At 57.6% G+C, this 26,665-nt stretch carries 26 protein-coding genes; 14 read left to right on the top strand and 12 right to left on the bottom strand.

The genetic code is table 11. The annotated features are described in order from the left end of the window. Positions 1–39 precede the first annotated feature (39 nt). Both Q0V70_RS05645 and Q0V70_RS05640 read right to left on the bottom strand, forming a co-directional pair. On the bottom strand, positions 40–477 hold the full coding sequence (locus Q0V70_RS05645) for a hypothetical protein (protein WP_297589421.1): 438 nt from the start codon (positions 475–477) through the stop codon (positions 40–42). Positions 478–714: 237 nt separating this feature from the next. Continuing rightward, on the bottom strand, positions 715–1,455 hold the full coding sequence (locus Q0V70_RS05640) for a hypothetical protein (protein WP_297589419.1): 741 nt from the start codon (positions 1,453–1,455) through the stop codon (positions 715–717). Positions 1,456–1,578: 123 nt separating this feature from the next. Between Q0V70_RS05640 and deoC the strand changes: the two genes are divergently transcribed. Next, complete coding sequence (gene deoC / locus Q0V70_RS05635) at positions 1,579–2,226, top strand: deoxyribose-phosphate aldolase (RefSeq protein ID WP_004008565.1); 648 nt, start codon at positions 1,579–1,581, stop codon at positions 2,224–2,226. 53 nt (positions 2,227–2,279) lie between these two features. On the opposite strand, the gene Q0V70_RS05630 is transcribed toward deoC, so the two are convergent. Beyond that, entirely contained in the window at positions 2,280–3,998 is a 1,719-nt protein-coding gene (locus Q0V70_RS05630; protein ID WP_297589417.1) for a phospho-sugar mutase, read from the bottom strand. A 298-nt stretch (positions 3,999–4,296) separates the two neighbouring features. On the opposite strand from Q0V70_RS05630, the gene Q0V70_RS05625 reads away from it, so the two are divergent. Continuing rightward, positions 4,297–5,583 (top strand): thymidine phosphorylase, encoded by a 1,287-nt coding sequence (locus tag Q0V70_RS05625; RefSeq protein ID WP_297589415.1) that lies wholly within the window; start codon positions 4,297–4,299, stop codon positions 5,581–5,583. 61 nt (positions 5,584–5,644) lie between these two features. Here Q0V70_RS05625 and deoD read toward each other — a convergent pair whose 3' ends face one another. Beyond that, complete coding sequence (gene deoD, locus Q0V70_RS05620) at positions 5,645–6,367, bottom strand: purine-nucleoside phosphorylase (RefSeq protein ID WP_297589410.1); 723 nt, start codon at positions 6,365–6,367, stop codon at positions 5,645–5,647. A 154-nt stretch (positions 6,368–6,521) separates the two neighbouring features. On the opposite strand from deoD, the gene Q0V70_RS05615 reads away from it, so the two are divergent. The 4 genes from Q0V70_RS05615 to Q0V70_RS05600 all read left to right on the top strand — a co-directional run bounded on the left by Q0V70_RS05615 (position 6,522) and on the right by Q0V70_RS05600 (position 10,292). Further along, positions 6,522–7,853: a DUF2254 domain-containing protein gene (locus tag Q0V70_RS05615; RefSeq protein ID WP_297589408.1), complete on the top strand. Its 1,332-nt coding sequence runs from the start codon at positions 6,522–6,524 to the stop codon at positions 7,851–7,853. A gap of 42 nt (positions 7,854–7,895) precedes the next feature. Then, a complete protein-coding gene (locus tag Q0V70_RS05610; RefSeq protein WP_297589405.1) occupies positions 7,896–8,477 on the top strand; it encodes an FKBP-type peptidyl-prolyl cis-trans isomerase in 582 nt (193 codons plus the stop codon). A gap of 18 nt (positions 8,478–8,495) precedes the next feature. Continuing rightward, positions 8,496–9,116, top strand: a complete 621-nt coding sequence (gene dcd / locus Q0V70_RS05605) for a dCTP deaminase (RefSeq protein WP_297589403.1) — start codon at positions 8,496–8,498, stop codon at positions 9,114–9,116. A gap of 138 nt (positions 9,117–9,254) precedes the next feature. Further along, entirely contained in the window at positions 9,255–10,292 is a 1,038-nt protein-coding gene (locus Q0V70_RS05600) for a hypothetical protein (protein WP_297589401.1), read from the top strand. 24 nt (positions 10,293–10,316) lie between these two features. Here the strand turns inward: Q0V70_RS05600 and Q0V70_RS05595 are convergent, their stop codons facing one another. The 3 genes from Q0V70_RS05595 to Q0V70_RS05585 all read right to left on the bottom strand — a co-directional run bounded on the left by Q0V70_RS05595 (position 10,317) and on the right by Q0V70_RS05585 (position 12,485). Beyond that, positions 10,317–10,580, bottom strand: coding sequence for a DUF4235 domain-containing protein (locus tag Q0V70_RS05595; RefSeq protein WP_297589399.1), 264 nt, complete (start codon positions 10,578–10,580; stop codon positions 10,317–10,319). A 130-nt stretch (positions 10,581–10,710) separates the two neighbouring features. Then, positions 10,711–12,042, bottom strand: a complete 1,332-nt coding sequence (locus tag Q0V70_RS05590; RefSeq protein ID WP_297589397.1) for a DUF4921 family protein — start codon at positions 12,040–12,042, stop codon at positions 10,711–10,713. A gap of 35 nt (positions 12,043–12,077) precedes the next feature. Then, positions 12,078–12,485, bottom strand: a complete 408-nt coding sequence (locus Q0V70_RS05585) for an ACT domain-containing protein (protein WP_297589395.1) — start codon at positions 12,483–12,485, stop codon at positions 12,078–12,080. 198 nt (positions 12,486–12,683) lie between these two features. On the opposite strand from Q0V70_RS05585, the gene Q0V70_RS05580 reads away from it, so the two are divergent. Beyond that, positions 12,684–14,429: an ABC transporter ATP-binding protein gene (locus Q0V70_RS05580; RefSeq protein WP_297589392.1), complete on the top strand. Its 1,746-nt coding sequence runs from the start codon at positions 12,684–12,686 to the stop codon at positions 14,427–14,429. Continuing rightward, positions 14,429–16,285: an ABC transporter ATP-binding protein gene (locus Q0V70_RS05575; protein ID WP_297589389.1), complete on the top strand. Its 1,857-nt coding sequence runs from the start codon at positions 14,429–14,431 to the stop codon at positions 16,283–16,285. Before Q0V70_RS05580 ends, Q0V70_RS05575 begins: the two co-directional genes overlap by 1 nt. Positions 16,286–16,337: 52 nt before the next feature. On the opposite strand, the gene Q0V70_RS05570 is transcribed toward Q0V70_RS05575, so the two are convergent. From Q0V70_RS05570 to Q0V70_RS05555, 4 genes are all read right to left on the bottom strand, one after another. Beyond that, positions 16,338–17,015, bottom strand: coding sequence for a histidine phosphatase family protein (locus Q0V70_RS05570; RefSeq protein WP_297589386.1), 678 nt, complete (start codon positions 17,013–17,015; stop codon positions 16,338–16,340). A 51-nt stretch (positions 17,016–17,066) separates the two neighbouring features. Further along, complete coding sequence (locus Q0V70_RS05565; RefSeq protein WP_297589384.1) at positions 17,067–17,894, bottom strand: HAD family phosphatase; 828 nt, start codon at positions 17,892–17,894, stop codon at positions 17,067–17,069. A 79-nt stretch (positions 17,895–17,973) separates the two neighbouring features. Further along, on the bottom strand, positions 17,974–18,072 hold the full coding sequence (locus tag Q0V70_RS05560) for a 30S ribosomal protein bS22 (protein WP_003792170.1): 99 nt from the start codon (positions 18,070–18,072) through the stop codon (positions 17,974–17,976). A 116-nt stretch (positions 18,073–18,188) separates the two neighbouring features. Further along, positions 18,189–18,410, bottom strand: coding sequence for a helix-turn-helix domain-containing protein (locus tag Q0V70_RS05555; protein WP_297589381.1), 222 nt, complete (start codon positions 18,408–18,410; stop codon positions 18,189–18,191). A gap of 316 nt (positions 18,411–18,726) precedes the next feature. Here Q0V70_RS05555 and Q0V70_RS05550 point away from each other — a divergent pair, with 316 nt between their 5' ends. Together Q0V70_RS05550 and Q0V70_RS05545 are read left to right on the top strand one after the other, a co-directional pair. Then, complete coding sequence (locus Q0V70_RS05550) at positions 18,727–20,097, top strand: TrkH family potassium uptake protein (RefSeq protein WP_297589378.1); 1,371 nt, start codon at positions 18,727–18,729, stop codon at positions 20,095–20,097. Positions 20,098–20,119: 22 nt separating this feature from the next. Beyond that, positions 20,120–21,295: a DNA mismatch repair protein MutL gene (locus Q0V70_RS05545; protein ID WP_297589375.1), complete on the top strand. Its 1,176-nt coding sequence runs from the start codon at positions 20,120–20,122 to the stop codon at positions 21,293–21,295. An 8-nt stretch (positions 21,296–21,303) separates the two neighbouring features. Here Q0V70_RS05545 and Q0V70_RS05540 read toward each other — a convergent pair whose 3' ends face one another. Next, positions 21,304–21,966 (bottom strand): TrkA family potassium uptake protein, encoded by a 663-nt coding sequence (locus Q0V70_RS05540; RefSeq protein WP_297589372.1) that lies wholly within the window; start codon positions 21,964–21,966, stop codon positions 21,304–21,306. Between the two features lie 296 nt (positions 21,967–22,262). Between Q0V70_RS05540 and Q0V70_RS05535 the strand changes: the two genes are divergently transcribed. From Q0V70_RS05535 to Q0V70_RS05520, 4 genes are all read left to right on the top strand, one after another. Continuing rightward, positions 22,263–22,553 (top strand): hypothetical protein, encoded by a 291-nt coding sequence (locus Q0V70_RS05535; RefSeq protein ID WP_282922303.1) that lies wholly within the window; start codon positions 22,263–22,265, stop codon positions 22,551–22,553. 299 nt (positions 22,554–22,852) lie between these two features. Further along, positions 22,853–24,727, top strand: coding sequence for a molecular chaperone DnaK (dnaK, locus tag Q0V70_RS05530; protein ID WP_297589369.1), 1,875 nt, complete (start codon positions 22,853–22,855; stop codon positions 24,725–24,727). After that, positions 24,724–25,524: a nucleotide exchange factor GrpE gene (locus tag Q0V70_RS05525; protein ID WP_297589366.1), complete on the top strand. Its 801-nt coding sequence runs from the start codon at positions 24,724–24,726 to the stop codon at positions 25,522–25,524. Before dnaK ends, Q0V70_RS05525 begins: the two co-directional genes overlap by 4 nt. 34 nt (positions 25,525–25,558) lie before the next feature. Continuing rightward, positions 25,559–26,659: a J domain-containing protein gene (locus Q0V70_RS05520; protein ID WP_295026201.1), complete on the top strand. Its 1,101-nt coding sequence runs from the start codon at positions 25,559–25,561 to the stop codon at positions 26,657–26,659. The last annotated feature ends 6 nt before the right edge of the window (positions 26,660–26,665 follow it).

The following is a 26,665-nucleotide window of genomic DNA, read 5'->3' as shown; positions in this document are numbered from 1 at the left end:
GCCAGCCGGTGCGCCCTGAAAGCCAGTCCCCTGGGGGTGCTAGTTTTCGCTAGGTGCCTCGGGGTCGGGGGAAGCCACGGAATCGTTTGGAGCTTTCGGGTGGCGTTTGTCTAGGTAGTGTGCGGCACAGGAAGCGATGACGAGCAGGCTGAAAACATTCCACGCAAACGCGGCTAAGCCGGAAAGAGGCTCGTTCTCTTGAGATGTCAAAAATGCGATTCCGAGAAGCATAGCAACCAGCACGTCAACTAAGTAAACCCATGGTCGTTTTATGTTCGCGGTTTGTTTCCCTGCCAGGGCGCTTGCCATTATCAGTATTACGAGAGAAAAGATCGCCCACCACCGAGGGATGACCGGCTCTCCCAGAACCTTAAATAGAACAGCCGACGTGGCAATACCGAGAATGACAATGATTGCTAGCGTCGCGAACCGCGACACCTTACTATGCTGATTGGCTAATTCTTTCACAAGTGGCATTTTCCCATTTCGATTTCTATAGCTCAAGGGGGGCGGTTCGGGATTCTGCGAGGACTATCGCACAAGTGTGGTCGCGGCGGGGTTACCTTTACTTGCGCTAAATTTACCTTTACTTATTGGGGAAAATAACGATAATAAGTAAAGGTAGAGAGGGTGCGTGCTGATGATTGCTTACGACGGCCTGATGCGCAGGCTCAACGCAAAAGGCCTCACCAAGATTGGAATCGAAAAGAGCGACTACGCACCCTTTTGGGTATCCTCTCTGACTTCGATTTTGTAAACCTGACCAAGCTTAGCCGGGTAGGACATTTCGGGTTCGGTGCCGCTGATGGTGCCGTCAAACCAGACCGTGACGGTTTTCCCCGTGAGGCCCGTGCCGTCTACGGTTGTCCCGTCTTTCGTGTAATCCAAGTTATCGACCGGCAAAGCAATCGGCTTGAGACTGTTCACGTCTAACTCGGGCTGCTTTTGTCCCTTTGTAAAGATCCAGGCATATTCCGGTGGCACTTGAGTTATCTGCACCATGAGCCTATCCGTGTCGCTTTCCTTGACTTCAGCGCGGAAGTTGGCGACACCTTTGGGCATAAGCGTCGAGTTCATGGCGATGTCTTGGAAAAGAATCCAGCGTTCGCCCCTCTTTACGTTCAGGTAGCCGGGTTCCCAAGTTTGATATTCAAATCCCGTCCCGAAGTTTGATTCATCATCTGTGCTGGGGGTTTTCGTCACGTCTACACTGGTACGAATCGTGCCGTCAGCAGTTCCGCACGTCACCCCGCTATTGACGTAGCCGGTGTCTTTATAAACGTCGCCCCGAACCTGAACCAGCGGTGGCAAAGCGCCGGGGGTGTCCGCAGTGTTGGTAGGCATATCTGTGGCTTTCGTAACCTCCGTGGACGTCGTGACATCTCCACTACCGGTGCATGCTCCCAGCAGACCCACGCTTAACAGCAAGATTACCGCGAAAATAAAGTGTTTCATGGGTGCTCCTTCCCGCCCCAAATTTTACCAAAAGCTCAACCCGTACAATGCTCCAGGGCGAGTGTTTGGGACGGCCTTGGCGTATAATCGCTGGAACGCGATTTCGGGAATTTGGAGGATTCAATGGAAAAAGCGCAGTTAGCGGCCATGGTTGATCACACTTTGTTAAAGCCGGAGGCAACCCGTGCCCAAGTCGAAGCGCTGGTGGCGGAAGCCGTTGAGTTAGGGACATATTCCGTGTGCGTTTCCCCCAGCCAGGTGCCTCTCCAGGTCCCCGAGTCCCTCAAACTGTGCGTGGTTTGTGGTTTCCCCTCCGGAGCTCATGCGACAACTACCAAGGCGGTAGAGGCTCGTGAAGCTGTGGCAGCAGGTGTAGATGAAGTCGACATGGTCGTCAATCTGTCCTGGGTGAAGGACGGGCGCTGGGACCTGGTGCGCTCCGACATCGCGGCGGTAAAGAAAGAAGTGCCCGCCCCGAAACTGTTGAAAGTCATTATCGAGTCCGCGGCACTGACTGAGGAGGAAATTGTGAAATGCTGCCAGGCTGCTCAGGCAGCCGGAGCTGACTTTGTGAAAACCTCCACCGGCTTCCACCCCGCTGGCGGGGCATCCACCCATGCGGTAGCGCTGATGCGCCAAACCGTGTCAGACACGATGGGAGTGAAAGCGTCGGGAGGAATCCACACGGGAGCCGAAGCCCTCGCGATGGTTGAGGCCGGAGCCTCGCGCCTGGGGCTGTCGGGGACCCGCAAAGTCCTGGAAACGCTCTAAAGCGACCATAAAACCTTTTGAAACCGCCCTAGTCGGACCCGCGAACCCGCGGCTCAGGGCGCGTCAAACCCTAGGACTTCGCGCAAATCCGTTTTGATGGCCGCCAAACGTTGGTGGGCCTGGGCTTTTGCTGTCACAAGGGTCTGGGCGGTGACTGCTGGTATCACCACTTGCAGGTAGCACTTTAACTTTGGTTCGGTCCCGGAGGGGCGCACCACCACGCGCGATCCGGAAGCAGTGCCAAAGAACAGCGCGTCCGTAGGCGGCAACTCCTGCAGATAATCCCACCCTGACGGCACGGAGGTGTGCAGCTCATCAGGCATCGAATTGGTGGACAGGTCATGGCTAAACACGATGGGTTCCCCACCGAAATCCGTCAAACCGCGAGCCCGCAGGCGACGCATTCCCTCACTAATCAAGCTCACATCCGCTACCCGGAAGGTTAGCGGTGTCGTGACATAAAGCCCGTGAGCGAGGTAGATTTCGTTGAGCTTATCGTCAATGGTTTGACCCTGCGCTTTCAAAACGGCTGCGATTTCGCACAGTTTCACCGTGGCGCTGATACCGTCCTTGTCGCGAACACTGTCGGGATCGCAGCAATTGCCGATGGCTTCCTCATAGCCAAAAATCAGCCCCGGGGTGCGGGCAATCCACTTAAAACCCGTCAGGGACACCATCGGAGTGACCCCGGCGGCCGCGGCCACCCGGTCTAGCAGTTCCCCAGAGACGAGGGAACGAGCCACCGTGGCTGACGAATCCCGGCGGCCTTGACACTGGTAGTATCCCAGCAAAACCCCCGTTTCGTCCCCGCTCAACTGGCGCCAACCCCCTGGTGCGTTCGGGTCAGGAATCGCTGCCGCGCAACGGTCCGCGTCCGGGTCATTGGCAACAATCAAATCCGCGTGTTTTTCGCGAGCCAACGCCATAGCCATATCGAGAGCCCCGGCTTCCTCCGGGTTGGGGAACGGAATGGTCGGAAAGTCCGGGTCTGGCTCACGCTGCGAGGCGACAGGAAACACTTCGCTAAATCCGGCCTGAGCTAACACGGCTTCGCAAACTTCAGCCCCGACCCCGTGCATCGAAGTCAGCACCAGCCGCAAATCCCGCGGGGAATCGGCGCTAACCAGGCCCGCCGTGCGCTGAATGTAGCGGGTAAACAAATCCTCGTCAATGAAATCCCAACCCGTTTCGGCGCAAGGCACGTCACGTGCCGGCGGGGCAGCCTGAATCTGGTCAAAAATCCTCGAATCCCAAGGGGAAACGAGTTGTGCCCGACAACCCGAACCGGTGACGACCCGCCCGCCCAGGTACACCTTGTAACCGTTGTCTTTCGCAGGATTGTGCGAAGCCGTCACCATCACCCCAGCGTCAGCATGATACTGGCCCATCGCGTAGGCCAGCAGGGGGGTGGGGCAAATATGGGGCATCAGCAGGGCTTTTCCGCCGGCTGCTGTAATCACTCCCGCCGTCGTGTGGGCGAAGTCGGCGGAACGGTGCCGGGCGTCGAAACCTATCACCACCAGGAAGTTATTCCCGACAGCTGCTCGCAGGGTAGCGGCCAGCCCCCAAGTGGCGCGGCGAATCACCGCCGTGTTCATCCGGGCTGGTCCGGGACCCATTTCCCCGCGCAGACCGGCAGTTCCGAACGCGATTTCAGATTCAAACGCTGCGGCAAGCTCAGCTTTCGCCGCGGAACTATCCGTGTCGAGCAGGCGTTGCAGGGCTTCCCGGTCGCGGGAATCGGGGTCATTTTCCAACCAGTCTTGATGCATCTGCCGGTTCCCCTCCAAGCGAATGTTTTTCCCATGTTATGTTCTGAAATCTAAGAATATCCCCGGAATGCAGAAATTAACCCGTGGCACATTTTCGCTCAAACCGGTCGAGGAACAGAATCCGCCCTGCGAAACACCTCCGAAAACGCCGGAATCTGGGTAAATTACTAGCCGGTGAATCTGGCTGGTCTGGGCAGCTGACGCTGTTCATACTCGGTCATTGGGGGCGTGTTCAGGAAAACTTGGATGGAATCTTTTGGGCTGGAAATCTTGAGCTAAAGCCCCGGAAAGGAAAATCATGGTGGAACCCTTTGACGCTGTCGATGTGATTCGGACCAAACGCGATGGTCAGGAGCTGTCTACCGCCCAGATTCAGTGGGTCATCGATGCTTTCACCCGCGGCTGGGTTACCGGTGAACAGATGGCGGCCTTGGCGATGGCGGTGTTCCTCAAGGGCATGAATCAGCGCGAGATTTTCGACTGGACCCAAGCGATGATTGACTCCGGGCAACGCCTGGATTTTGGCTCCCTGCCGCGTCCCACCGCAGATAAACATTCCACCGGCGGGGTAGGGGACAAGATTACCTTGCCGCTAGCGCCACTGGTGGCAAGTTTCGGCGTGGCCGTACCGCAGCTTTCCGGGCGTGGCTTGGGACACACGGGCGGCACTTTGGACAAGCTGGAGGCCATTCCCGGCTGGCAGGCCGAGCTGAGCAATGAGCGGATTACCGAGATTCTGGCAACCGGGTGCGGAGCGGTCATATGTGCGGCCGGGGCAGGGCTGGCTCCCGCCGACCGGAAACTTTATGCGTTGCGGGACGTGACCAGCACTGTTGATTGTGTCCCGCTCATCGCTTCCTCGATTATGTCAAAGAAGATTGCGGAAGGCGCTGCCGCCCTGGTGTTGGACGTCAAGGTCGGTTCCGGGGCTTTTATGAAAGAGCTGTCTCAAGCCCGCGAGCTGGCGCAAACCATGGTGGCTTTGGGTAAAGATGCCGGCACTCACACGGTGGCCCTGCTCACCGATATGTCGACTCCACTAGGCCGGGAAGTCGGCAATGCGGGGGAAGTCTCCGAAGCGGTGGAAGTCCTGGCAGGCGGGGGTCCCGCCGACGTGGTGGAGCTCACAGTCGCTTTGGCGCGGGAAATGTTGACGGCCGCGGGTCAGCCCGATGCCGATCCGGGCGCGGCTTTGGCTTCGGGAGCCGCGATGGACACTTGGCGGGAAATGATTCGGTCCCAGGGCGGGGACCCCGATGCGCCCCTAGCTTCGGCTCGGGAACATTGTGAAGTGAAAGCGGAGCGCAGCGGGGTGCTGAGCCGCCTGGACGCGCTGGCGGTCGGGGTGGCTTCGTGGCGTACCGGTGCCGGGAGAGCTCGTCCGGGCGAGGCGGTGTCCTTGGGGGCGGGAATAACCCTGCACGCCAAGCCGGGCGACCGGGTACAAGCAGGTCAAACCCTGTTTACCCTGCACGCTGACGAGCCGCAGCGTTTTGAGCGGGCGCTGGCAGCGCTAAAGGGCGGCTGGGAAATCGCGGACACCTTTGCCGGGGCGGGGCCTTTGATTATTGACCGGATTGACTAGGGTGTTCCGTTAGTTTTAGAAAGTTCCGCCAGTTCAGAAGGCCGTTAGTGCGGCGGGGTCTTTAGCACAGGGCGGCCGCGGTGGCTAGAGTCAGGGCGTTAGCGAACTTTGTTTCGCGCTCCTGCGGGGTCATGTCCTGAGAATGGTCGAGCAGACTATCCGAGACGGTCAGCACCGTCAGGGCCTCACGACCGAATTCGGCAGCGACTCCATAGAGAGCGGCGGTTTCCATCTCGAGAGCGAGGGTGCCGTAGGCGCGCAAGCGTTCCAGCAAACCCGGAACCTTGAAATAGAAATGGTCCTCAGAGAACACGGTCCCGACGTGAACCCGGTCGCGGTCAGCCTCGGGCAGTTCGTCAACCGCCTTCATGGCGGCTGAAAGCAAGGACCACGAAGCACACGGAGCAAAGGCAATCTCGGGGAAACGCGCCACGTTGATGTGAGAATCAGTGTGGGCACTCATGGCCACCACCGTGTCCCCGACCCCCGCCAGGGGAGAGATAGAACCGCAGGTCCCCACCCGAATAATGCGCTCAACACCAAAGAACTTGAACAGTTCTGTGGCATAGATAGTCAGGGAGGGTTGCCCCATGCCCGACCCCATGACCGACAGCGGCTTGCCTTGATAGGTGCCGGTAAAGCCCAGCATGGAACGCACGTCGGTGACCATTTTGGCGTCACTCATCAGAGTGTGGGCGATTTTTTCGGCTCGCTTCGGGTCGCCGGGCATCAATACGGCGGGAGCAAAATCCCCGGGTTCGGCAGCAATATGAGGGGTAGACATATAACCTCCTGGTTGGGAATCAATCTGCAGTCAAAAATTTTAATAGCTCTACGCTTTCGTCAGGGCAGATTGAAACCGTTAGGGCTGCACCGATGGGTATTCCAGCCTGTAAGTGAGCTCACTTTCGACTCGGATACTGCGATAGGGTGGAATCGTGAGTGACGCCGAAATATCCAAAAATGAGACGGAAGATGAACCCGTAGTCTATGGCCACTGGTTGCCAGAAGTCCCTCGCTGGAACTGGTGGAAACAATTTTGGGCGCGATTTTGGGCGATTCCCCTGGCTCTGAGCGTTGCGGCAGTAGTGGCTGGTTTGGTCATTCCCCAAATCGATCGGGCGGTGGGTCAGTCCCTACCGTTCCTGTTCGAAGGCGGTCCCGATGGGGCTCGTAGCGTGCTCACCACTATCAGCAGCGCCATGATTTCGGTTACTGGCCTGGTGTTTTCTGTAACTATGGTGGTGTTGCAACTCGCATCCAATCAGTTCACCCCGCGTATTCTGGAATCTTTCCTGGAAGAACGGATTACACAGATTACTCTCGGGGTCTTTGCCGGAACGTTTCTTTATGCGCTGACGGTGTTGCGCTGTGTGCATAGTGAAACTGACGCAGATGCCGGGTTCGTTCCCCAGATTGCCACCAGCTTGGCTTTCCTGTTGGTTATTCTCAGCGTGGGATTTTTTCTCGCTTTTATTCACCACATCACCACCTCCATCCGGGTCACAAACGTAATCCGGGACCTGTCGCGACGCACTATTGACACCATGGACTGCATGATTCCGGAAGGCTCAACAATCCAGCCTCGCCAGGGAGATCAGGAATGGAACCCCCCGCGCGACGGTGCCGTCACCTCGATTGTGTTGGACCAGGCTGACGACCGTCTCAGCGACATCGACTACCCTTACCTGGTGAAACTGGCAGAAACGCTTGACACCACTATTGAACTAACCACGCAAGTTGGCTCCTATATCGGAGCGGGCACCCAGGTCGGCGTGGTTTACGCCGAAGTTGATGAGTCTGCCCTGACAAAAATCCAAAAAGGCCTGATTCTCTCCCCGCAACGTTCCTTGCGTCAAGACATCGGTTTTGGCATCCGCCAACTTGTAGACATTGCCAGCCGAGCCCTGTCTCCGGGCATCAACGACCCCCTAACCGCGGTGGAAGCCATCAACGCCCTGCACACCATCTTGATTCGGGCGGTAACCCGGCAGACTCCGGTACCTTACGTGACTGACAAAGCGGGTAAAATCCGCCTAGTTTACCGTCCGCAAACCGCCGATGAGCTGGTGGAACTAGCGGTCACTGAGATTGCGGTGTGGGGAGCGGGAGCGGTCATCGTTCCCGAGCAACTGCGCCGTATGCTGGAAATCCTGCACGGCGTGGCTCGTGAGGAATATCGGGACACCCTCAACCGGATGACGGAACTGGTCAATGAACTTGACGAAACCCCAGGTCATGCCCGCGCCACGAATCCGGCAGAGAAATAGCTACTTTTCGACCAACAGCTGTGGGTCGGGTAGGGTGTAACCATGACTTTGAAAATTGTTCCTAAACTGTTCCTCCTCACTGGCGCCGCGGCGTTGACCCTGAGCTTGAGCGCCTGCTCCACTCAGGCCAAAGAACAGGCTGCCAGCCAGAGCCCGGCCGCGTCCAACTCTGCCACCTCCACTCCTGAAGAACCCAAGTCCACCCCTGCTGCCGTCGTCGAGGGCGACCGTCCCCAGGTGGTCGGTTCCGGGGCTGACACCGCGGTAGGGTTCCCCAAGGATATGCCCGCCCCGGACCAGAACACGGCGTGGGTCGTCCAAGAGGGCACGGGTGCGGTGGTCAGTGAAACCGACACCGTCACCGCTAACTACGTGGGTCAAGTATGGGGCCAGGGGGACATCTTCGATTCTTCCTTTGCCCGCGGGGAAGCCGCATCTTTCAGCTTGCAGCAGGTCATTCCCGGCTGGACTCAGGGGTTAGCCGGGCAAAAGGTCGGGGCGAAAGTTATCCTCGGTATCCCTTCCGAAATGGCTTATGGTCAGGAAGGCCGTCCGCCGGCGATTCCGCCAAACTCGCCTTTGGCTTTTTATGTGGAAATCGTTGACGCCCAACCCGCTTCTTAGAGGCGATAGCATGGTGTCATGCTGATTTCTGACCGTGATATACGCGCTCTGGTAGCCCAAGGCAAAGTCGTGCTGGATCCTTGGGATCCTGATGCCGTCCAGCCTGCCTCGGTGGACATTCGTCTGGACCGGTACTTTCGCCTGTTCGATAACCACAAATATGGTTTGATTGATCCGTCGAAAGAGCAAACTGAGCTGACTCGCCTGGTGGATACCGGCGAAAAACCGTTCATCTTGCACCCGGGAGAGTTCGTGTTGGGTTCCACTTTTGAACACGTGACCTTGCCTGATAACGTTGCGGCGCGCTTGGAGGGCAAATCCTCGCTGGGACGCTTGGGCCTGCTGACCCACTCGACTGCGGGATTTATCGATCCGGGCTTTACCGGGCATATCACCCTAGAGCTGTCCAACACGGCGACCATGCCGATTGCCCTGTACCCGGGGATGAAAATCGGCCAGCTGTGTTTCTTCCAGATGTCCTCCGCGGCCGAGGCTCCCTATGGCTCCGGCGCGAAAGGCTCTCGCTACCAGGGTCAGCGCGGCCCTACCGCCTCGCGTTCATACCTGAACTTCAGCCGGGTGGAGGTTCCGGAAGGGCGCGGGATTGTGGCTGTACCACACCCCGACACGGAACTGTGAATCGTTTTCCCCGTTGCGGGCGCGGCGTACAAACGCCGCGAAACACTGCCGTGCTTGCCCCTCTGCGACCCAGACGTGCCGCCCCGGCAGCGTTGCCGGTAACGACCCCGCAGACCACTCTTTGGAAGGAAGAAAACCATGTTGTCACCGGCCAATCGCCACGATTCCTTGGATTTGTCAGACGCTGAGCCTTTTCATTTGCTGGCGGTAGCCGATGACGTGCAGCCCGAAGAGATCGACATTCTGGCAGGCCAAATCTGGACCGAGTGTTCGCGCCTGGGGCCAGGGCTTTTAGAGCTGAAAAAAGAGGCGTATCTGACCGGTCCTTGGGATTTGACGCCCGAGGCTATTGTGGGTTTGGGGCTGCCCAGCCGCCTGAAGTTCGCGTATTTGGCGGGGGTTCCCGCCTTGCGTGGGAAACCGGTGCCGCAGTGGCTACAGGGCAGTGACCCCTTGTGGGATGCGTTTCGCGAAGGCGGCCCGGAAGGGCTGGAACTGGAAGTTTTGCAAGGGCTACGGCGTATAGCGCGGCGTTTGGCTGGCGCCTTGCGGTTCTCGACTGGTCCCATCATTGTCCCAGATCCAGATTCCGCCGTGAATCTGCGGGTTTTGTCAGAAATTTGGTTGGAACCCGCGGCTTGCCTCCAGGTGGTGCAGCGAGCTTTGCCTATCGCAACCCTGCTGATGGGAAATGAAACTGAACAGACACAGCGCCGCTCGGGGCCTAAAGCACCTCGGCTGACTACCCCCGAGGAGCGCGCTAACTACGACCCCGACGGTTTGCGCTCCCGCATTCAAGCCGGAGTCAGCCCGGACGAACGGGCGTGGCTACACGCGGAAGCGGAAGCCTACGATGAGGCCGCTATGTCCATGCCTATGATGGTTGACGCTTACGCGATTGCTGCTGACGTGACCCAGAAATCATCCGTTCACATAGTGGTGCAGGGAGAAACCGCTATCCCTCCGGCCTTGGGACACGCTGAAGACGGCTGCGTGAGCTATGCCATTTCCTGGATAGCCCCGGAAATCACCATCACCGAGGAAAACAAGCTAAAGCGTGCGATGCGCCTAGACCGGCTGACCGTCATTGACGTCATCGAAGCCGTAGCCAGGGAACTAGCCGAAGCGACTAACGGGGTCGTCATTGACCAGGACGATTTTGTCGTTTCCCTCTGAGTCTGAACCCGAACTTTGACGCCCTTAGACGCGTTCGATGCCGGCTTCGCCGTGTTTATTAATCCACCACTGACTGGCGGTACGCACGGTGAAACGCCTGATAATGGCTAACAAAACCCCGGAAAGAACCGCGAAGACGATGGCTTGAGCCAATCCGACCTCGATGTCATCGTCCTTGGGAGGATTGGCTCCGGTGGCCATCTTCCATCCCAACCTGACGATGTTGTCGCTGACCAGACCGGCCGCGGCCACAGCCGCCACATTCACAACTTTTTGTCCGATGTCCACGTTTTCTCCTTAAATCCTTGTCAGGTTTACGCCAAACAACAGCGTCTCCTCCATGTTATCGGGTCAGGCCTCGGTTCGGTCGAGAGTACCGCCGCGGGTTTTGCCGGTGCGGCGGCGTGGGTGGAACGGTCTATTCCCCTAAGGGATTTTTTGGCAGGCGATATTCGTTGCCCAGCCGCAGCGAGGGCGCGATGAGACCTTGTTCGCGTTTTTTCTCAAGCAGTTCCACCATTTCGTCACGCAACGTCCACGGGTCGACCGAGTTGAGGTAAATCCGGGTGGAGCCTTCAAAACCTGCCAGGGTCGAGGTGCGCTGCTTTAACAGGATGCGGAACCGCATGGGGACATCGAGGTCAACAGGTCGGTGATACCACTCTTCGTTGGTGGGCACCGCGGGCCCGACCGCACAGTGCAGCGCGTGCAACACGTCAGAAATCCCATCAACCTGTTCGCGAGTGTATTCCCACGGCAGTAGCGCCGGTCCCAACGGCCAGACCGCGATGGTCTGATAGCGGTGACCGAAGTCGGCGAACCCTACCGCGTAGTCGTTGCCCAAAATCATCATTTGCCGGTGAGCCACATAGTGCAGGATTTGCCGGTAGATGGCTGGGTTTGCTGCCACGCGCGCCGCTTCGGCTTCAATCTGGACCCCGTATTCGTCCACCGCCACCAGCTGTTTATGCAGGTGGTCAAACGACGCTCCGGCTGGCTTCAACCAATTTTGGAAAGCGGTGACGTATTTCACGGCGGGATTCAAGTTGTATAAATCTTTCAGAGCGGCGATGGTGTAGCCGATGTAGGCACGGTGTTCCGCAACGCTCAAGGTCCCGGCCGAAGCGTTTTGATCCGTCCGGGTCGCCCCGTCCACGTAGTGACGCCGTGCCACGATAACGTCATGCCCTCCAGCAAACAGGCCGTTGGCGTATTGTAGCAAAGCATCATCGGGGATCGTTTCTAAGTGGTCCTCACCGGAAGCTTCCAGGCGCATTTTCACCACGTGCAAAACGTGGTCATACCCCGCGGCGGAAGCCAGGTAGTCAGCCATGCGCCGATTCTGGGCCTCGGTGGGGTAGTGGTTGTGGTTTTCGTGCCAGTAGTCGTAGGAAACAATCTCAAAAAGGTTGGGAATCCGACGAAACTCCGCCACCATGTCGTGCATGGAGGCGGCGGGCAGGCCCTCGATGATGTGGAACTTGGAGTCCAAGCCTTTCACCAACCGGGATTTTTCCGGCGGGGTGTCAAAGTAGCGATCCGAGCAAAAGGCGCAGGTGTTGGTGAACTCGGAGGGAAGCAGCAGCCGTGGCCGGTCGAGGAGAACGCGCCGGTGGGAGTGAGGTCGTTTCCCGCGGCTCGTCACGGTCCACACTTGAGTCCCGGTCAAGGGATTGCGCTGTTTGATGGTGCCGTCTGCCATCCGATCCATCGGATCAGGATTCAATAGGAGAGGGTTTTTATCCTTCATTATGAACAGTATTCCTTTGGGGTTGGTGCCTGAGCTTACATATTGAGCCAGGCTTTGGCTTGGCCGGACACATCTTCGAGTACGGCTTTGGCCTCGGCCGCCAGCTTGGACGGCACAAAAATATGGGTGTGATAGATGCCTGAAAAAATGTTTGCCGGGATGGAGCGGGAGGACAACACTTGAGCAATCCCCGAGTTCAACCCCACCACGTCCAGGGATCCGGGTGCTGACAGGGTAATAATCGTGTAGGGGTCGTCAGTGCTGAGACCGGCGCGGGTGGCTTCTTCCAAAGTCACCCCGATAGTGATACCTTCTGGTTCGCGAATCAACGCGACCGGCTCCACGTCCGGTGGCAGCTCGGTGACGCTGGCGAACACGTACTCCACCCCGATTCTGGGGTTAATCTGGGCCAGCATTTGTTCGTATGTGGCGTTCTCGCTCATAAAATCCTATTCAATCGCTTCTCGGGGTCTCTCCCGGTGACGTGACCTTTTCATTCTAACCGTCCGGGGGTGCTCTTGCCCGAAGCCTCGGGAAATGTATGCCAGTTTCAGCGAAAAAGCGAAGTTGTGCGTCCCCCGTGAATTTGTGCCAAACTGACTACTGGTTTTTAAATTATTTAACTAATCCCGGAGGTCCTGATGCTGTTAAAGCTGTGGCGAGAGCACATGCCGCGGCGTTGGGCCTTCCTGGTGATTGTGATTATTGCCCAGGTCGTGCAATGTTTAGCCAGCCTGTGGCTGCCGACTCTGAACGCAGACATCATCAACGATGGAATCGTTGGCCAAAACCTCGCCCTGATTTGGAAACTCGGTGGCATCATGCTGGTCGCGACCATCATTCAGACCCTTGGCATGGTCGTCTCGGCCTATTTCAGCGGTCGGATTGCCATGTGGATTGGTCGCGATGTGCGCCAAAAGGTCTATGACCAAGTGTTGACTTTCAGTTCGTCTCAAATGCACTGCTTCGGTTCCGCCTCGCTGATTACCCGCGCCACCAACGACATCAACCAGGTGCAAAGCGTGATTCTGATGACTTTCATCATCATGATTCAAGCCCCCATAATGGGCGTGGGTGCGGTCATCATGGCGGTGTCCCTGGATGCCCCGCTGTCCTTGCTATTCCTGGTGGCGGTGCCGGTGCTGCTGGTGGTGGTGGGCATCTTGATGCACTTCATGTCGCCTTTGTTCAAAGTTCAGCAGGAACGTATAGATGCGGTGGCGGCGCGGATTCGCGGGGCGCTCTCCGGGGTGCGTATCGTGCGGGCTTTTGGCCGCAAACAGTTCATGAACGAGCGTTTTGATACCGCTAACCGGGATTTGCGTGATGTCGCTTTGCGCCTGGGCAATCTGTTCGCGCTGATGATTCCGGCGGTGCAGCTCATCGTCATGCTCTCCTCGATTGGGGTCATCTGGTTCGGGGCGGGACGCTATTTCTCTGGTCAGATGGAAATCGGGGATATTGTCGCTTTTCTGACTTACCTGATGCAGCTGCTCGGAGCGGTCATGATGGCTTCGTTCATGTTTGTGATGGTGCCTCGTGCCGAGGTGTGTGCCAAACGTTTGTCTGCAGTCATCTCAACTTCGCCCGAAATCAGCTCGCCCCGCACTCCTGTGGCTTTCCCCGCAGGGCCGTTGACTTTGAGTTTCAAGGGAGTTTCGGTGGGCTTCGCGGGAGCCAGCCGGCCGTTGCTGCAGGACCTGAACTTCCGTATCGAACCGGGCCAGAGCACCGCCATCATCGGCTCCACTGGTAGCGGCAAAACCTCTCTTTTGCGCCTGATGATGCGCTCCTTGGACCCCACCGCGGGACAAATTACGGTCAACGGAGTGGACTTGCGGAACCTCGACCTTGACCAGTGGCATCGCCACATCGCTTACGTTCCCCAAAACAGCTACTTGTTCTCGGGGACTATTGCTTCCACCGTTTCCGGGATGGAGCCGGCACAAATCACGGATGGGATACGTGAAAAGGTTTGGGCGGCGTTGCGTCAGGCACAAGCCGGGGATTTTGTGTCCGCCTTGGGCGGTGGCGTGGACGCTGAGGTCAGTGCGGGGGGCAAGAATTTTTCCGGTGGGCAACGTCAGCGGCTTGCGGTGGCACGAGCCCTGTTCCGAGGCTCGGCGCTGGTGTTTCTCGATGACCCGTTTTCGGCTTTGGATTTTGCTACCGAGGCGAAGCTGCGCGGGGAGCTCAACAGTTTGGAGGGGCCGGTCAGCCTCATTTTTGTGGCGCAGCGTATCGCTTCGGTGCGCCACGCGGATCAGATTATGGTGCTCGATGAGAGCCGGATGGTGGGTCTGGGGACTCATGAGCAGCTGCTGGATGACTGCGAAGCCTACCAAGAAATCGTGGAGTCCCAGCTGTCCTTGGAGGAGGTGCAATAATGCCTCCAAATCAGAGGAGCTCTGCCCGGCGTGGCCCGCACGGGGAGCCCAACCCGCACGATAAGCCTCGCAATGCCCGCGCGGCTTGGCGCCGGCTGTTCGTTGAGCTCAAGCCATTCCTGGGATTAATCGGGCTTGAATTCTTTATGATTCTGGCGGGAACCGTCTCGATGAGCTTGGTTCCTGCGGTTCTCGGTTTCGCCACCGATAATATTCTGGCCGGAAAAGTGGACCGTCTGGTACAAAACCTCGTGGTGGCATTGGGCCTCAGCATCGTCGCCGTAGTCCTGGGCTACCTGGGGCAGCGGATTAACCGGCTGGTGGTACAGCGTTTGGGATATCGGCTGCGAAATGTCGCCAGCGATAAGGTCAACCGGCTGTCGGTGTCGTACCTGGAGTCACAAGACACGGGCGACCTGGTGTCTCGCACCACTAATGATGTCGATAACATCACCCAGACCCTGCAACAGGTTCTGGGGCGAGCCCTGGACTCGCTCATTTCCATTGTGGCGGTCACGGTAATGATGTTCGTAATCTCCCCGTGGCTGGCGTTGCTGACCTTGCTGATTTTGCCGGTCGTCGGGGCGGGAGCCGGGTTCATCATGAAAAAGTCCCAGCCCTACTTTAAACAGCAATGGGACCAAACCGGGGTGGTCTCGACCCTAGTCGAGGAATCCTTCTCCGGACAACAAATCCTCACTTTGCACGGTTTGGCACCGACTTATTCCCAACGTTTCGCGAGGGAAAATGAGACTTTTACCCAAGCCAGTTTCAAAGCGCAGTTCATCTCCATGCTGATGCAGCCGATGCTGATTTTGGTGTCTAATCTGTCCTTCGTTTTGGTGGCGGTAATCGGTGCCTGGTTCGTGCTATCCGGCATGATGACCATCGGGGGAGTCCAGGCGTTTATCCAATACTCGCGCAACTTTTCTATGCCGCTGGCTGCAGTCATGCAGATTTTGAACCTGATGCAAAGTGCTCTGGCCAGCGCCGAGCGCCTGTTCAGATTCATTGACGAAACTGATTCCGAAATCGAAACCGACCGGGCGGCCCAACTCATCTGCGGGCCCGACCCCGCTTCTGACCAGGACGAGGGAACATCCGACTGCGGCGCGGCGCTACAGGACGGTCGCATCGTGTTCGACAACGTAACGTTCTCTTATGTGCCTGGCAAACCCGTCATCCGAGACCTGAACTTGACCGTAGAAAAGGGCCAATCCATTGCCATCGTGGGCCCCACCGGAGCGGGCAAAACCACCCTGGTCAACCTGTTGGAACGCTACGTTGACCCTGATAGCGGCACCATCACTATGGGCGGCCTCGATATCCGCCGGATTCCTATTGAACGGCTGCGAGCCGAAATCGGCATGGTGGCGCAAGACCCCTGGCTCATAGACGACACGATTCGCGCCAACATTGCTTTTGGTGAACCCCTGCCGGACCCGGCCGCGGTGGAACTAGCAGCGACTCAATCCGGACTGGACTCCCTGGTGAAAGCCCTGCCCGCCGGATACGACACGTTGATTGGCAACGATTCCACGGCGCTGTCAGCCGGGGAAAAGCAGCTCCTCACCATAGCGCGAGCGTTTTACGCCGACCGGTCTATCCTGATTCTGGACGAAGCAACTTCCGCGGTTGATACCCGCACTGAACTGCAGCTGGCCAAAGCAATGTCGCGGCTGGGACGCGGGAAAACGACCTTCACCATCGCACATCGGCTCTCCACGATTCGCGGCGCGGACATTATCCTGGTCATTGACGAGGGGCGCTTGGTGGAATCTGGCAATCATGAACAATTGCTGGCCCAACGCGGCGCTTACTACCAGCTGTATCACAGCCAGTTTAAGCAGGCGTGAGCGGTGCGGCCCGGTGGGGACCCGCACTTCAGAAATCGACCAATCTCGCGAATCAGCGACCGGTATTGACCGCGGCACTGGAACTGCCCGGCGTCACGTCCTGAGACTGAGCGACCAGTGATTCCGCTGGTGAGGCGTAGTCCAAGCCAATCAAGGTGGCGTTGTCGAAATAAAACGAGGTTACGGAGGCCAGGGCGCACTCGCGTTTCCGCGGGTCATGCACTAAGGACTTTCCCTCCACGAAACGCCGCAGGGTCCAAATCGGCAGCTGATGGGAAACTACCAGCGATTCCCGGCCTGGGGGAGTCAAGGCTCTGGCGTGAGCGACCGCGCGAAACATCCGCTGGGCGATGTCTCGGTAATGTTCCCCCCAGGACGGCAGCCAGGGCGCCACATACAGCGGCCAGTATCGCGGGCTGGCCAAGGTCAACGGGGAACGGTGAATCTTTTGCCCGCGCAGCTTATTGCCCGCCTCGGTCAGGCGCGAATCGGTGAATATGGGCAGCTGGAAAATTTCGGCCGCGGGGGCGGCGCTTTCCTGGGCGCGCTGCAGCGGAGAGGACATAATCATGGCAATATCGCGGTTTTCTGTGGCCAGCCAGCGAGCCGTCAGAGCCGTCATTTCCCGTCCCCGTTCGGTCAGTCCAAAGCCGTCAAGCCGTTCGTACAGCACCCCTTCGGGATTATCGACTTCGCCGTGGCGCATCAGGTGGACGGTGGTCAGAGCCATGGTTCCTCACTTTTCAGGGTTGACGGTCAGCGATTATCAGATCTTAGGCCGTTAGCGGCGCCCGGGAAACAGGAAATGCCATGCCCGTCCCAGGTTGCGCAAAATTCGGCGAATTACGTATCTCCAGAGAACCCGCACAGTCCACAGGAAACCTACCATGATGGCGGGCAGGTATTGGCTGCGCACCTTGATAGCAATATCCAGGCGGCGGTGCGCGAAATCATAAACCGGCCAGTGCCGCCGTTTGGCAATCCGGCGTAACTTCGGTTCTGGATTGACCACGCAGGGGTGTCCGACCAGGTTAAGGAGTTTTTCGTCGGACATAGAATCGGAATAGGCATAGCACTGTTTCAGGTCGTAGTCGTGTTCCCAAGACAGTTCCAGCACCGCTTTGGCTTTCATCGTGCCGTGCATCAAAGACTGCGGCATCTTTCCGGTGTAGCGTCCCCACTCATCGACTTCCACCACCGTGCCTAAAGCCCCGGTCAAGCCCAAGCGGTGCGCCATAGATTGGGCGATTTCTCGCGGGGTGGCGGACACCAGCCAGACATCGTGACCGGCATCGAGGTGCTTTTGGATAATGTCCAAAGCTCCCGGAAAGAGCCGTTCCTGCAGGAACCGGTCGTAGAGTTCCTCTCCGACCAGCACCAGATCCGATTCCAGTTTGCCTTCGATAATCTGCAGGGACCGTTTCTTCACCTGCTCCACGCGGTGGATGTTTTCCCCGAAAATGACATAAAGCAAGGCCTGGCGAGCCGCAAAAACAAAAAAATCCAGCCCAAAATAGCCGCGGGAATACAAGTCCCGCGCCAGATACCAGGTCGAGGCACCGCGAATCAAGGTGCCGTCGACATCAAAGAAAGCTGCGATTTTCGACACGAATCAATCTTACTGAAGTGTTGTTGAGACGCCCAGAAAAACGTGCGCGGGCCCGGATACAACCCGAGCCCGCTGACGTCTACTTCTTGTTGCGACGCTGATGACGCGTCTTACGAAGCAACTTGCGGTGCTTCTTTTTCGCCATCCGCTTGCGACGCTTCTTAATAACGGAACCCACGCCGACCTCCTAAAATAACTGCTGCCGCCTAACATGCAGCAAATAACCACACAAGTTTACCTTTTTCAGACAACCTAGCCAAAATGAGAGAACTTCGTCCGTGGCAACGTCACAAACTATTGCGCGACGGCTTCGTCGTCGTTGCCAACCATCCAGTTTTCCAGGTTTGACGCGGAAAGCTCTTCGACAGCTTTCAAAGGCACTCGAAACGAACGCTTGACACGAACGGCGGGAAGGTCGCCAGCATGAACCATACGATAAACAGTCATCTTTGAGACCCTCAACAAATCCGCAACTTCCGCTACGGTGAGGAACCGTGGTGCCTGGTTCTGAGTCATTCCCGTCATCCTAAATTTGCCTAGACGCGCTACTGGAGCCACTTTAGTCTCACACTTAACACGCGTTACATACAGAAATATAGCGGTAATTTGCATAAAAGTGTTAGTTCTCGGCTCTCTATTTTCTCTCAAACCCCGAATTTCGCCGAAATTCCTCCTTTTTGAGGGGCTAGTATTCCGGTTTTAGCCTGCCAGAGGGTAACGTTGTAACCGAGTTTTCCTCACGTGGTTTCCGCCAGGATTCCACCGGGGCGGCGAAGGCTCCGCCAGAAAAACAGCCGGAACATCTCTGTCGGGAAATAAGGAACGGGCGACCTTGAAGTTTTTTGCGAACCTGCGCGAGAAAAGCGGGAAGTGGTTTGATGAACTAGCCCGCCGCGCCCCCGCTCGCCTGACTCTGGCGGTGTTCCTCTCCATCATCGTCGTTCACACCGCCATCCTGTGCCTGCCGATTTCCACCCGCGATCCGGGTCGCGCCCGCTTCGTTGACGCGCTGTTCACCAGTACTTCAGCAGTGTGCGTGACCGGTTTGACGGTGGTGCCTACCGATACCTACTGGTCGCCGTTCGGTCTGGTGGTCATCATGCTAGGCGTAGAAATTGGGGGACTCGGGGTCATGACCCTGGCCTCCATGCTGTCCCTGGCTGTTTCGCGCCACATCGGCCTGACCGCCCGCCTCCTGGCTGCGGGGGAAAAGAAATCCTCCCTTGGGGAGGTCGGTTCGTTGGGGAAAATGGCGCTCTTGGTGTCGGTTTCGGTCGAATCGGTCATTGCCCTGATGCTTTTCCCCGAGTTCATCCGGCAAGACTACGGTGTCGGCATGTCGGCCTGGTATGCGGTGTTCATGGCGGTCAGTGTGTTCAACAACGCAGGTTTCGTCATAGTGCCGGGCGGAGTGGAACAGTTCGTTAGCGACTTCGGCATCATCGGCCCGATGTGTCTGGGAGTTTTCATCGGAGCCATCGGTTTCCCGGTTTCCTTGGACTTAGCCCGCAACTGGCGGCGGCCGAAGCACTTGAGTTTGCACTCGAAACTGACCATCACCACCTACCTGGCGCTGGCCGTGGTCGGCGGCGGCATCACCGGGGCTATCGAGTGGGATAATCCGCGGACTCTGGGGGCTTTGGACTTGCCGGGCAAGCTACTGGCAGCCCTACTGGGGGCGTTTAATACCAGGTCATTAGGGGTTTCCACGGTCGATGTGGGTTCTATGCACGAGGCGTCCTGGTTCGTTTCCTCCATCATGATGTTCATCGGAGGTGGTTCGGCTTCCACTGCCGGAGGCATCAAGGTTACGACTTTCGCGGTCATGGTTCTGGCGATTGTGGCGGAAGTGCGCGGCAATCGTGACATAGAGGCATTCGGGAGACGTATCGGTCCCTCTACTGTGCGTCTAGCGGTGGCGGTTGTCGCCATGAGTTCTCTGGTCATAGGTTTGTCCACCGCCGGACTGCTGCTGTTGACGGACTTGCCGTTGTCAGAAGCCCTTTTTGAAGTCAACAGTGCATTCGGGACCGTAGGTCTGTCTACCGGCATCACCGGTTCCTTACCGGATTCAGGAAAGTTTTTACTCTCCCTGTTGATGTTTACCGGCCGGGTGGGCTCCATGACTTTCGGTGCCGCCCTTGCCATGCGAAACCGCCGCCGGGTGATACGCTTCCCCGAAGAAGCCCCCAATATCGGATAGATCATAGCGGGAGTTCGACGAAATGGCGGTAACGAATTGGGCCTTCCCCAATCTGGAGGCGAAACCGGGGGCGTGGCGTCGGTACTGGGTGGTGCTGGTGGCTTTCCCCAATCTGTATCGGGAAATTTTCGCGGGTTCGACCCTGGAATCGTTTTGTTTGGGGATGGCCGACGACCCTCTGCATCGCAAACTGCTGGACTCCTATATTCGAGCGCGGGCTCGCAATGAAAGGCACGCCCTCAAGGCATTGCAAAACGGTACTGATGTGCGCGATATTCCCGGTGCTGACAAGGCGATTGAAGCGTTTAAAACCCGGTTTGATGAACTCAGCCAGGAAAATGCTCAGGGTCTGTCAGAGCAAAAGCTTCCGCTGCTGGTCGAGCGGCTCTCCGCAGCCGTGTGTGACTACACATTTTGCGAGGATATGCAGCCGCGAATCGCGGACCGAGTCATCGGGCCGAGCGGCCGAAATGACGCGGATAACCTGGCGCAGCAGTGGCTGGAGTTTCCCCTGTTAAAGTACCTCAAACAGCGTTTTCACCCGCGGGCGCATCATTTGCGGTTTGATTCTTTGGATGCCGTGACGCTGCGCCAGCCTTCCGATTCCAGCTCCGTGCAGCGGACTGCCGGGCATCTGCCGCGTTATGGGGAGCCTCACGGGGGAACGAATCCCCACACTTTTCCTTACGTGACGAGCTTCATCGGTCCGGTTCCCCCCATCCCCGATCCGACTTCCGGCTTGCACTTCCCACAAGCACCGCTGCTCCAGTTCGCCTGTACGCGTGACCTGTTTGACCCGGTGTGGGCGGCCAGTCCGGAACAGGCGCGCGAGATTCCGTTCCACTTTGATCAGATTCCACCCCTCAGCTTTAACCGGGTCTACCAAGTGAATACCCTGGAAAACTGGCGTGAACTGGTAAGACGCTATCCGATGGAGTTCACCAACCTGGAGGTGCGCCAGGAGTTCCAACGCTTGAGCGGCAAAGACGCGGTGTTCCTGGGGGTCGATTGGGAGCGGGTTCGCCGGGATTATGACGTGGTGTTTTTCGGGTTCACGGCGGTTTTGGACTGCGCTGATGTGGGCGTGGACATCGAGGCGAGTGAGCTGGGGGAGCTGGCGGAATCGTGTTCGGGGGCACGCCTCACCGCGGTCATGTATCGGGTGGTGCCGGGTTCGACCTATTGGCTGAACCTCTAAAGTTCCCTTCAGGGGCGATTCGCGAAATCTTCGAGCAGTTTTCCGTCCCCTGACACGATAATCAGGTCGTTGGCTGCCACTACCGTGTCCGGGCCGGCATATTCAAAGTGTTGTCCTGGCGAGATAACGCCAAGGATATTGACCCCGTAGCGGCGGCGCACATCGGATTCTAACAGGGTAAATCCCTGGATTTCTGCCGGCGGGCGCATCTTAACAATCGAGAAGCCTTCCCGATCCATCTCTACGTAGTCCAGCATCCTGCCGTCAACCAGGTGCGCGGTACGCCTTCCGGCATCAAATTCGGGGTAAATGACGTGGTGGGCGCCAATACGGCGCAGGATTTTGCCCTGTTCTCGGCTGATGGCTTTGGCCCAGATTTGTTCCATCCCCAAATCGACCAGGTTGGCCGTAATCAGCACCGAGGCTTCCAGAGCGCCAACCCCCACTACGGTGGACGAAAAATCTTTGGCACCCAACTGTTCCATCGCGTCCAGGCGGGTCGCGTCCGCTTCCACCACGGGAATGAGCGGGGAAAAACGCTCGACTAGAGCCGGGTCGCTTTCGACTGCCAGAATTTCGCGATCCAGAGAATTCAGCGTCATCGCGACCGCGGATCCGAAACGGCCCAAGCCGATTACCAATGTTCCCGAGGATTTTTCCTTTTCAGCCACCCTCAAAGTTTACCTGTTTCAAGTCTTTCAGTTGGTTTTCTGGCAGGAATTTGGCGGGATTTGAGGAATTTTTGTTGCTGCGATAGCGAGGTGATGGACCGCTCCTGTGCGGTCCTTTGTCATGACAAAGTCGCCCGTTGTGGACACTGTGGGCTTACCTAAGACCCGTTTAGGCACAGAAATCCGTAAAGAACCTAATGAAGTCCAAAACCAGCCGATAGTTACGGTTGTCACCAAGGTCGCCGGCGACGGCGTCACTGGGTCAGGGACTATGGCAATCCAAGGATGGGATGAAAATGAGCGAGCAACTCAGCGGTACAGACAAGCTGCAGACGCCGCAGATGTTTGCGGTAGCTGTGGCTTCCACAGCTGGTCGCAGTGCCTATGATAATGTCCCCGTTTTTCCCAAGGTTGTCGCTCCCAGCAACGTGAATCGGGCGGATGGCGAGGCGCGGGCTTTCAAATCTGGCACGCTTGCTGAAGCGGTAAACAGGCTGGTGGGTCGTCCTCCCTTTAACGTTCCCGCTTCGGGAATCGTGGGGATTCTCAGCTCCCGCACGGTGGCTAACCAGGGCTTTGCTGCCTAGTTTGCGGGGGTTTACAACATTCTTTTTTCTTCATGATGTTCTCCTTTCGGGGCAAGGCGTCCGGGATTTTTTCCGGACGCCTTGCTTTTTCTGAGTTGGGTGGCACAGTCCCTTATTGTGTTCCGGGAATAAAACCGCTCTTTCAGAAGTTGAGTTAGATAGACTCAAGTTTTGCAGTCTTAGGTAGACAAGGAAAATCACCTGAGCTAAAATTGAGTCGTTAGAACTCAAGATTCCTAGTTCTTGGGTTTGAAATGTAAAGAATACGAACACACACAAAGAAAAAGGGGAGAAACACAATGGCAAAAGCAGTAGGCATCGACTTGGGAACCACAAACTCGGCTCTGGCAGTTTTGGAAGGTGGTGAACCCACGATTATCGCCAACGCAGAAGGGATGCGTACCACGCCTTCCGTGGTGGCGTTCTCAAAGACGGGTGAAGTCCTGGTGGGCGAAGTCGCCAAGCGCCAGGCAGTCACGAACGTGGACCGCACCATTTCTTCGGTGAAGCGCCATATGGGCACTGACTGGAAGGTCGCCATCGACGACAAGGAATACACTCCGCAGGAGATTTCGGCTCGTATCCTGAGCAAGCTAAAGCAGGACGCCGAAGCCTACCTAGGTGAAAGCGTAGAATCCGCGGTTATTACCGTTCCGGCATACTTCAACGACTCGCAGCGTACCGCGACTCAGGAAGCTGGTCAGATTGCGGGACTGAAGGTGCTGCGTATCATCAACGAACCGACCGCGGCGGCGCTGGCTTACGGCCTGGAAAAGGGCCAGGAGGACGAGCTAATCCTGGTATTCGACCTGGGCGGCGGCACCTTCGACGTGTCCTTGCTGGAAGTCGGCAAGGACGACGATGGGTTTTCCACCATTCAGGTGCGCGCCACCAACGGCGATAACAAACTCGGTGGTGACGATTGGGATCAGCGCATCGTAGATTGGCTGGTTGACCAGGTTAAGACCAAGGATGGCGTGGATTTGTCCAAGGATAAAATCGCGTTGCAGCGTCTGCGTGACGCCGCTGAACAGGCCAAGAAGGAACTGTCCAGCGCGATGAGTACGAACATAAACCTGCAGTACCTGTCTATGAGCGAAAACGGCCCAATTCACCTGGACGAAAAGCTCACGCGAGCCAAGTTCGAGGAAATGACCGAGGACCTGCTCAATCGCTGCAAGACCCCATTCAACGCGGTCGTCAAAGACGCGGGCATCAAACTCAGCGAAATCGACCACGTGGTGATGGTCGGCGGCTCCACCCGGATGCCCGCCGTAACCGAGTTGGTCAAGGAGCTGACCGGCGGCCGCGAGCCGAATAAGGGTGTGAACCCCGACGAGGTCGTGGCGGTGGGGGCAGCTCTCCAGGCGGGCGTGATTGAAGGCGACCGCAAGGACGTTCTGCTCATTGACGTGACCCCCTTGAGCTTGGGTATCGAGACCAAGGGCGGCATCATGACTCCGCTGATTGAGCGCAACACCGCCATTCCGACCAAGCACTCCGAGGTCTTTTCGACCGCTGAGGACAATCAGCCTTCTGTGCTGATTCAGGTCTACCAAGGGGAACGTCAGTTCGCCCGCGACAACAAGCCGCTGGGTACTTTTGAACTGACCGGGATTGCTCCGGCACCGCGTGGGTTGCCGCAAATCGAAGTGACCTTCGACATTGACGCCAACGGTATCGTTCACGTCTCAGCAAAGGACCGCGGCACCGGTCAGGAACAGTCCATGACCATCACCGGCGGATCGTCCCTGCCGAAGGACGAAATCGACCGCATGATTAAGGAAGCCGAAGCTCACGCTGCCGAAGATAAGCAGCGCCGTGACGAGGCCGAGGTGCGTAATGGTGCTGAACAGGCCGTTTATCGCATTGAGAAACTGCTGAAGGACAACGCAGAAAAGCTTCCTGAGGACGTGGTGGCGCCGGTGAAGGAATCTTTGGAACACCTTAAAAAGGCTAACGAAGGTGAGGACATCGAGGCTATCAAGGCGGCGATGAGCGAACTGGAGGAAAAGGCCCAAGCCATCGGTCAGGCTCTCTACGCCCACGCGCAGGAAAACGAGTCGGCGCCGGCGGACGGTGCCGCGGCTGACACCAACACCGCCTCCAACGATGATGACGAAGTGATTGATGCTGAAGTCATCGATGAAGACGATGAGGGCGGTAACAAGTGAGCGAAGATAAACTCAGTCAAGAAGCCCGCAAGGCGTATGCCGAAGCTCAAAAGGACTTCGATAAAGCCGCTGCACACGAAGTCGAAAAGGCCAGTGAAGCACAGAAGTCTGCGGAGACTGAGGCCAAACCCAAGTCGGGCTCCAAGAAAGGCAAGAAGGCGAAATCTGCGGCGGGCCATCCCGCGCCAGGCCATGCTCCCTCCGGTGGCTCTGCTGGTCACGAGGCCGGGGGGGCGGCTCAGGCGAGCGACAAACCCGTCTCGGGCGAAGCTGATGAACTGACCAGCGAGCTGGTTCAGGCTCAAGAGGACCGTATCGCGGCGCTGAACCAGGAGCTGGATCAGGCCAAGGACGATTTGGCGCGGGCACGGGCGGATTTGTTTAACCTCCAGCAGGAGTACAGCAACTACGCCAAACGCACCAAGGCGGAGATTCCCCAACAGCAGGAAGCCGGGGTTGCCTCGGTGGTCAATGCCCTGATGGGCGTGTTGGATGACATCGATTTGGCTCGCCAGCACGGGGATCTGGAAGGTCCGTTTGGCGCGGTGGCGACGAAATTAGAATCCACGTTACAGACCCGGTTTAAAGTCAAGCGCTACGGGGCGGTCGGGGACACCTTCGATCCAAATCTGCACCAGGCCATTCAAATGGCACCGGGTGTAGACGACGATGGGGAACACGTCATCGACGCGGTGGCGCAGCCGGGCTACCTGATGGGCGAACGGGTTCTGCGCGCTGCCATGGTGGTGGTGGGAGTTGAGAAAAATTCCTCTGCCGACCAACCTTCTGAGGCGTGAATCGTGAACCAAGCAAATGGAAAGGGGGTAAGCGATGGGCACCAATGATTGGATTGATAAGGACTATTACGCGGTCCTGGGAGTATCGAAGGGCGTGACGGATAAAGACCTGAAAAAGGCCTATCGCAAGCTCGCGCGTCAATATCACCCAGACCAGAATCCCGGCGATAAAGCCGCCGAGGAAAAATTCAAAGAAATCGGTGAGGCATACTCGGTTCTCTCCGATCCTGAACAGCGTCAGAAGTACGATGCCTTGCGGGCCATGGCCTCTGGCGGTCCCCGGTTTCGGGCCGGGGGTTCCCGTCACGGTTCCGCCTCCGATTTCGAGGACGTGTTTTCGGCGATGTTTTCTGGCGGCTACGGCGGGGGCAGTACCACTTACGGCAAAACCGGACCGGATTTGAGCGATATTCTCAACACGTTCACCCGCTACGCGGATAGCGCTGACGGAGCGGGTCCGGGTGCGTCCTACACCGGTTTTGGGCAGGGTTTTTCCGGTTATCCGGGAGGAGCCCGGCCCGCGGCTGAGCCTAGTTATGGTGCCGGGGCGCCCAATGCGGGGGCACGTAAGTTCGCCTTCCGTGCGCAAGACGGTGCCGACCTCACGGCTTCCACGAAGCTGACCTTTAAACAGGCTTATAACGGCGCCACCATTCGCCTCAAGCTGCACGGTGAGGTAATTAGTGTGCGGATTCCTCCGGGGGTTCGGGACGGGCAAAAGATTCGTCTGAAAGGTAAGGGCAAGCCGGGCGTTAACGGCGGCGAACCGGGCAACCTGGTGGTGACCTGCAATGTTTCCCCGCATCCTTTCCTGCAGTTGGACGGCAAGGATTTGCTGTTTACCCTGCCGATTACCTTTGCGGAGGCCGTCAATGGGGCGCTCATTGAAGTGCCGCTGCCAGATGGCACGACCGTGAAAGTTAATGTACCGAGCGGTACACAATCTGGTGAGGAAATCCGCATTCCCGGATACGGCCTGCACACGAAGAAGGGGCGGGGGAATCTGCGCTTGACGGTGCAGGTCGCTGTGCCGCAAAAGCTCTCGCGAGCTGCCAAGAAAGCCGTCGATGATTTCGCGGCGGCGACTCGCAGCGCTGATCCGCGTGCCGAGTTGGATCGGAAGGTCGCTCTTTAGGAGGTG

Origin of the sequence: uncultured Mobiluncus sp., assembly GCF_947087965.1 — a bacterium.
Classification (GTDB): domain Bacteria; phylum Actinomycetota; class Actinomycetes; order Actinomycetales; family Actinomycetaceae; genus Mobiluncus.
The sequence above is the reverse complement of the archived record's forward strand: the minus strand, read 5'-3'. Positions and strand labels throughout refer to the sequence as shown.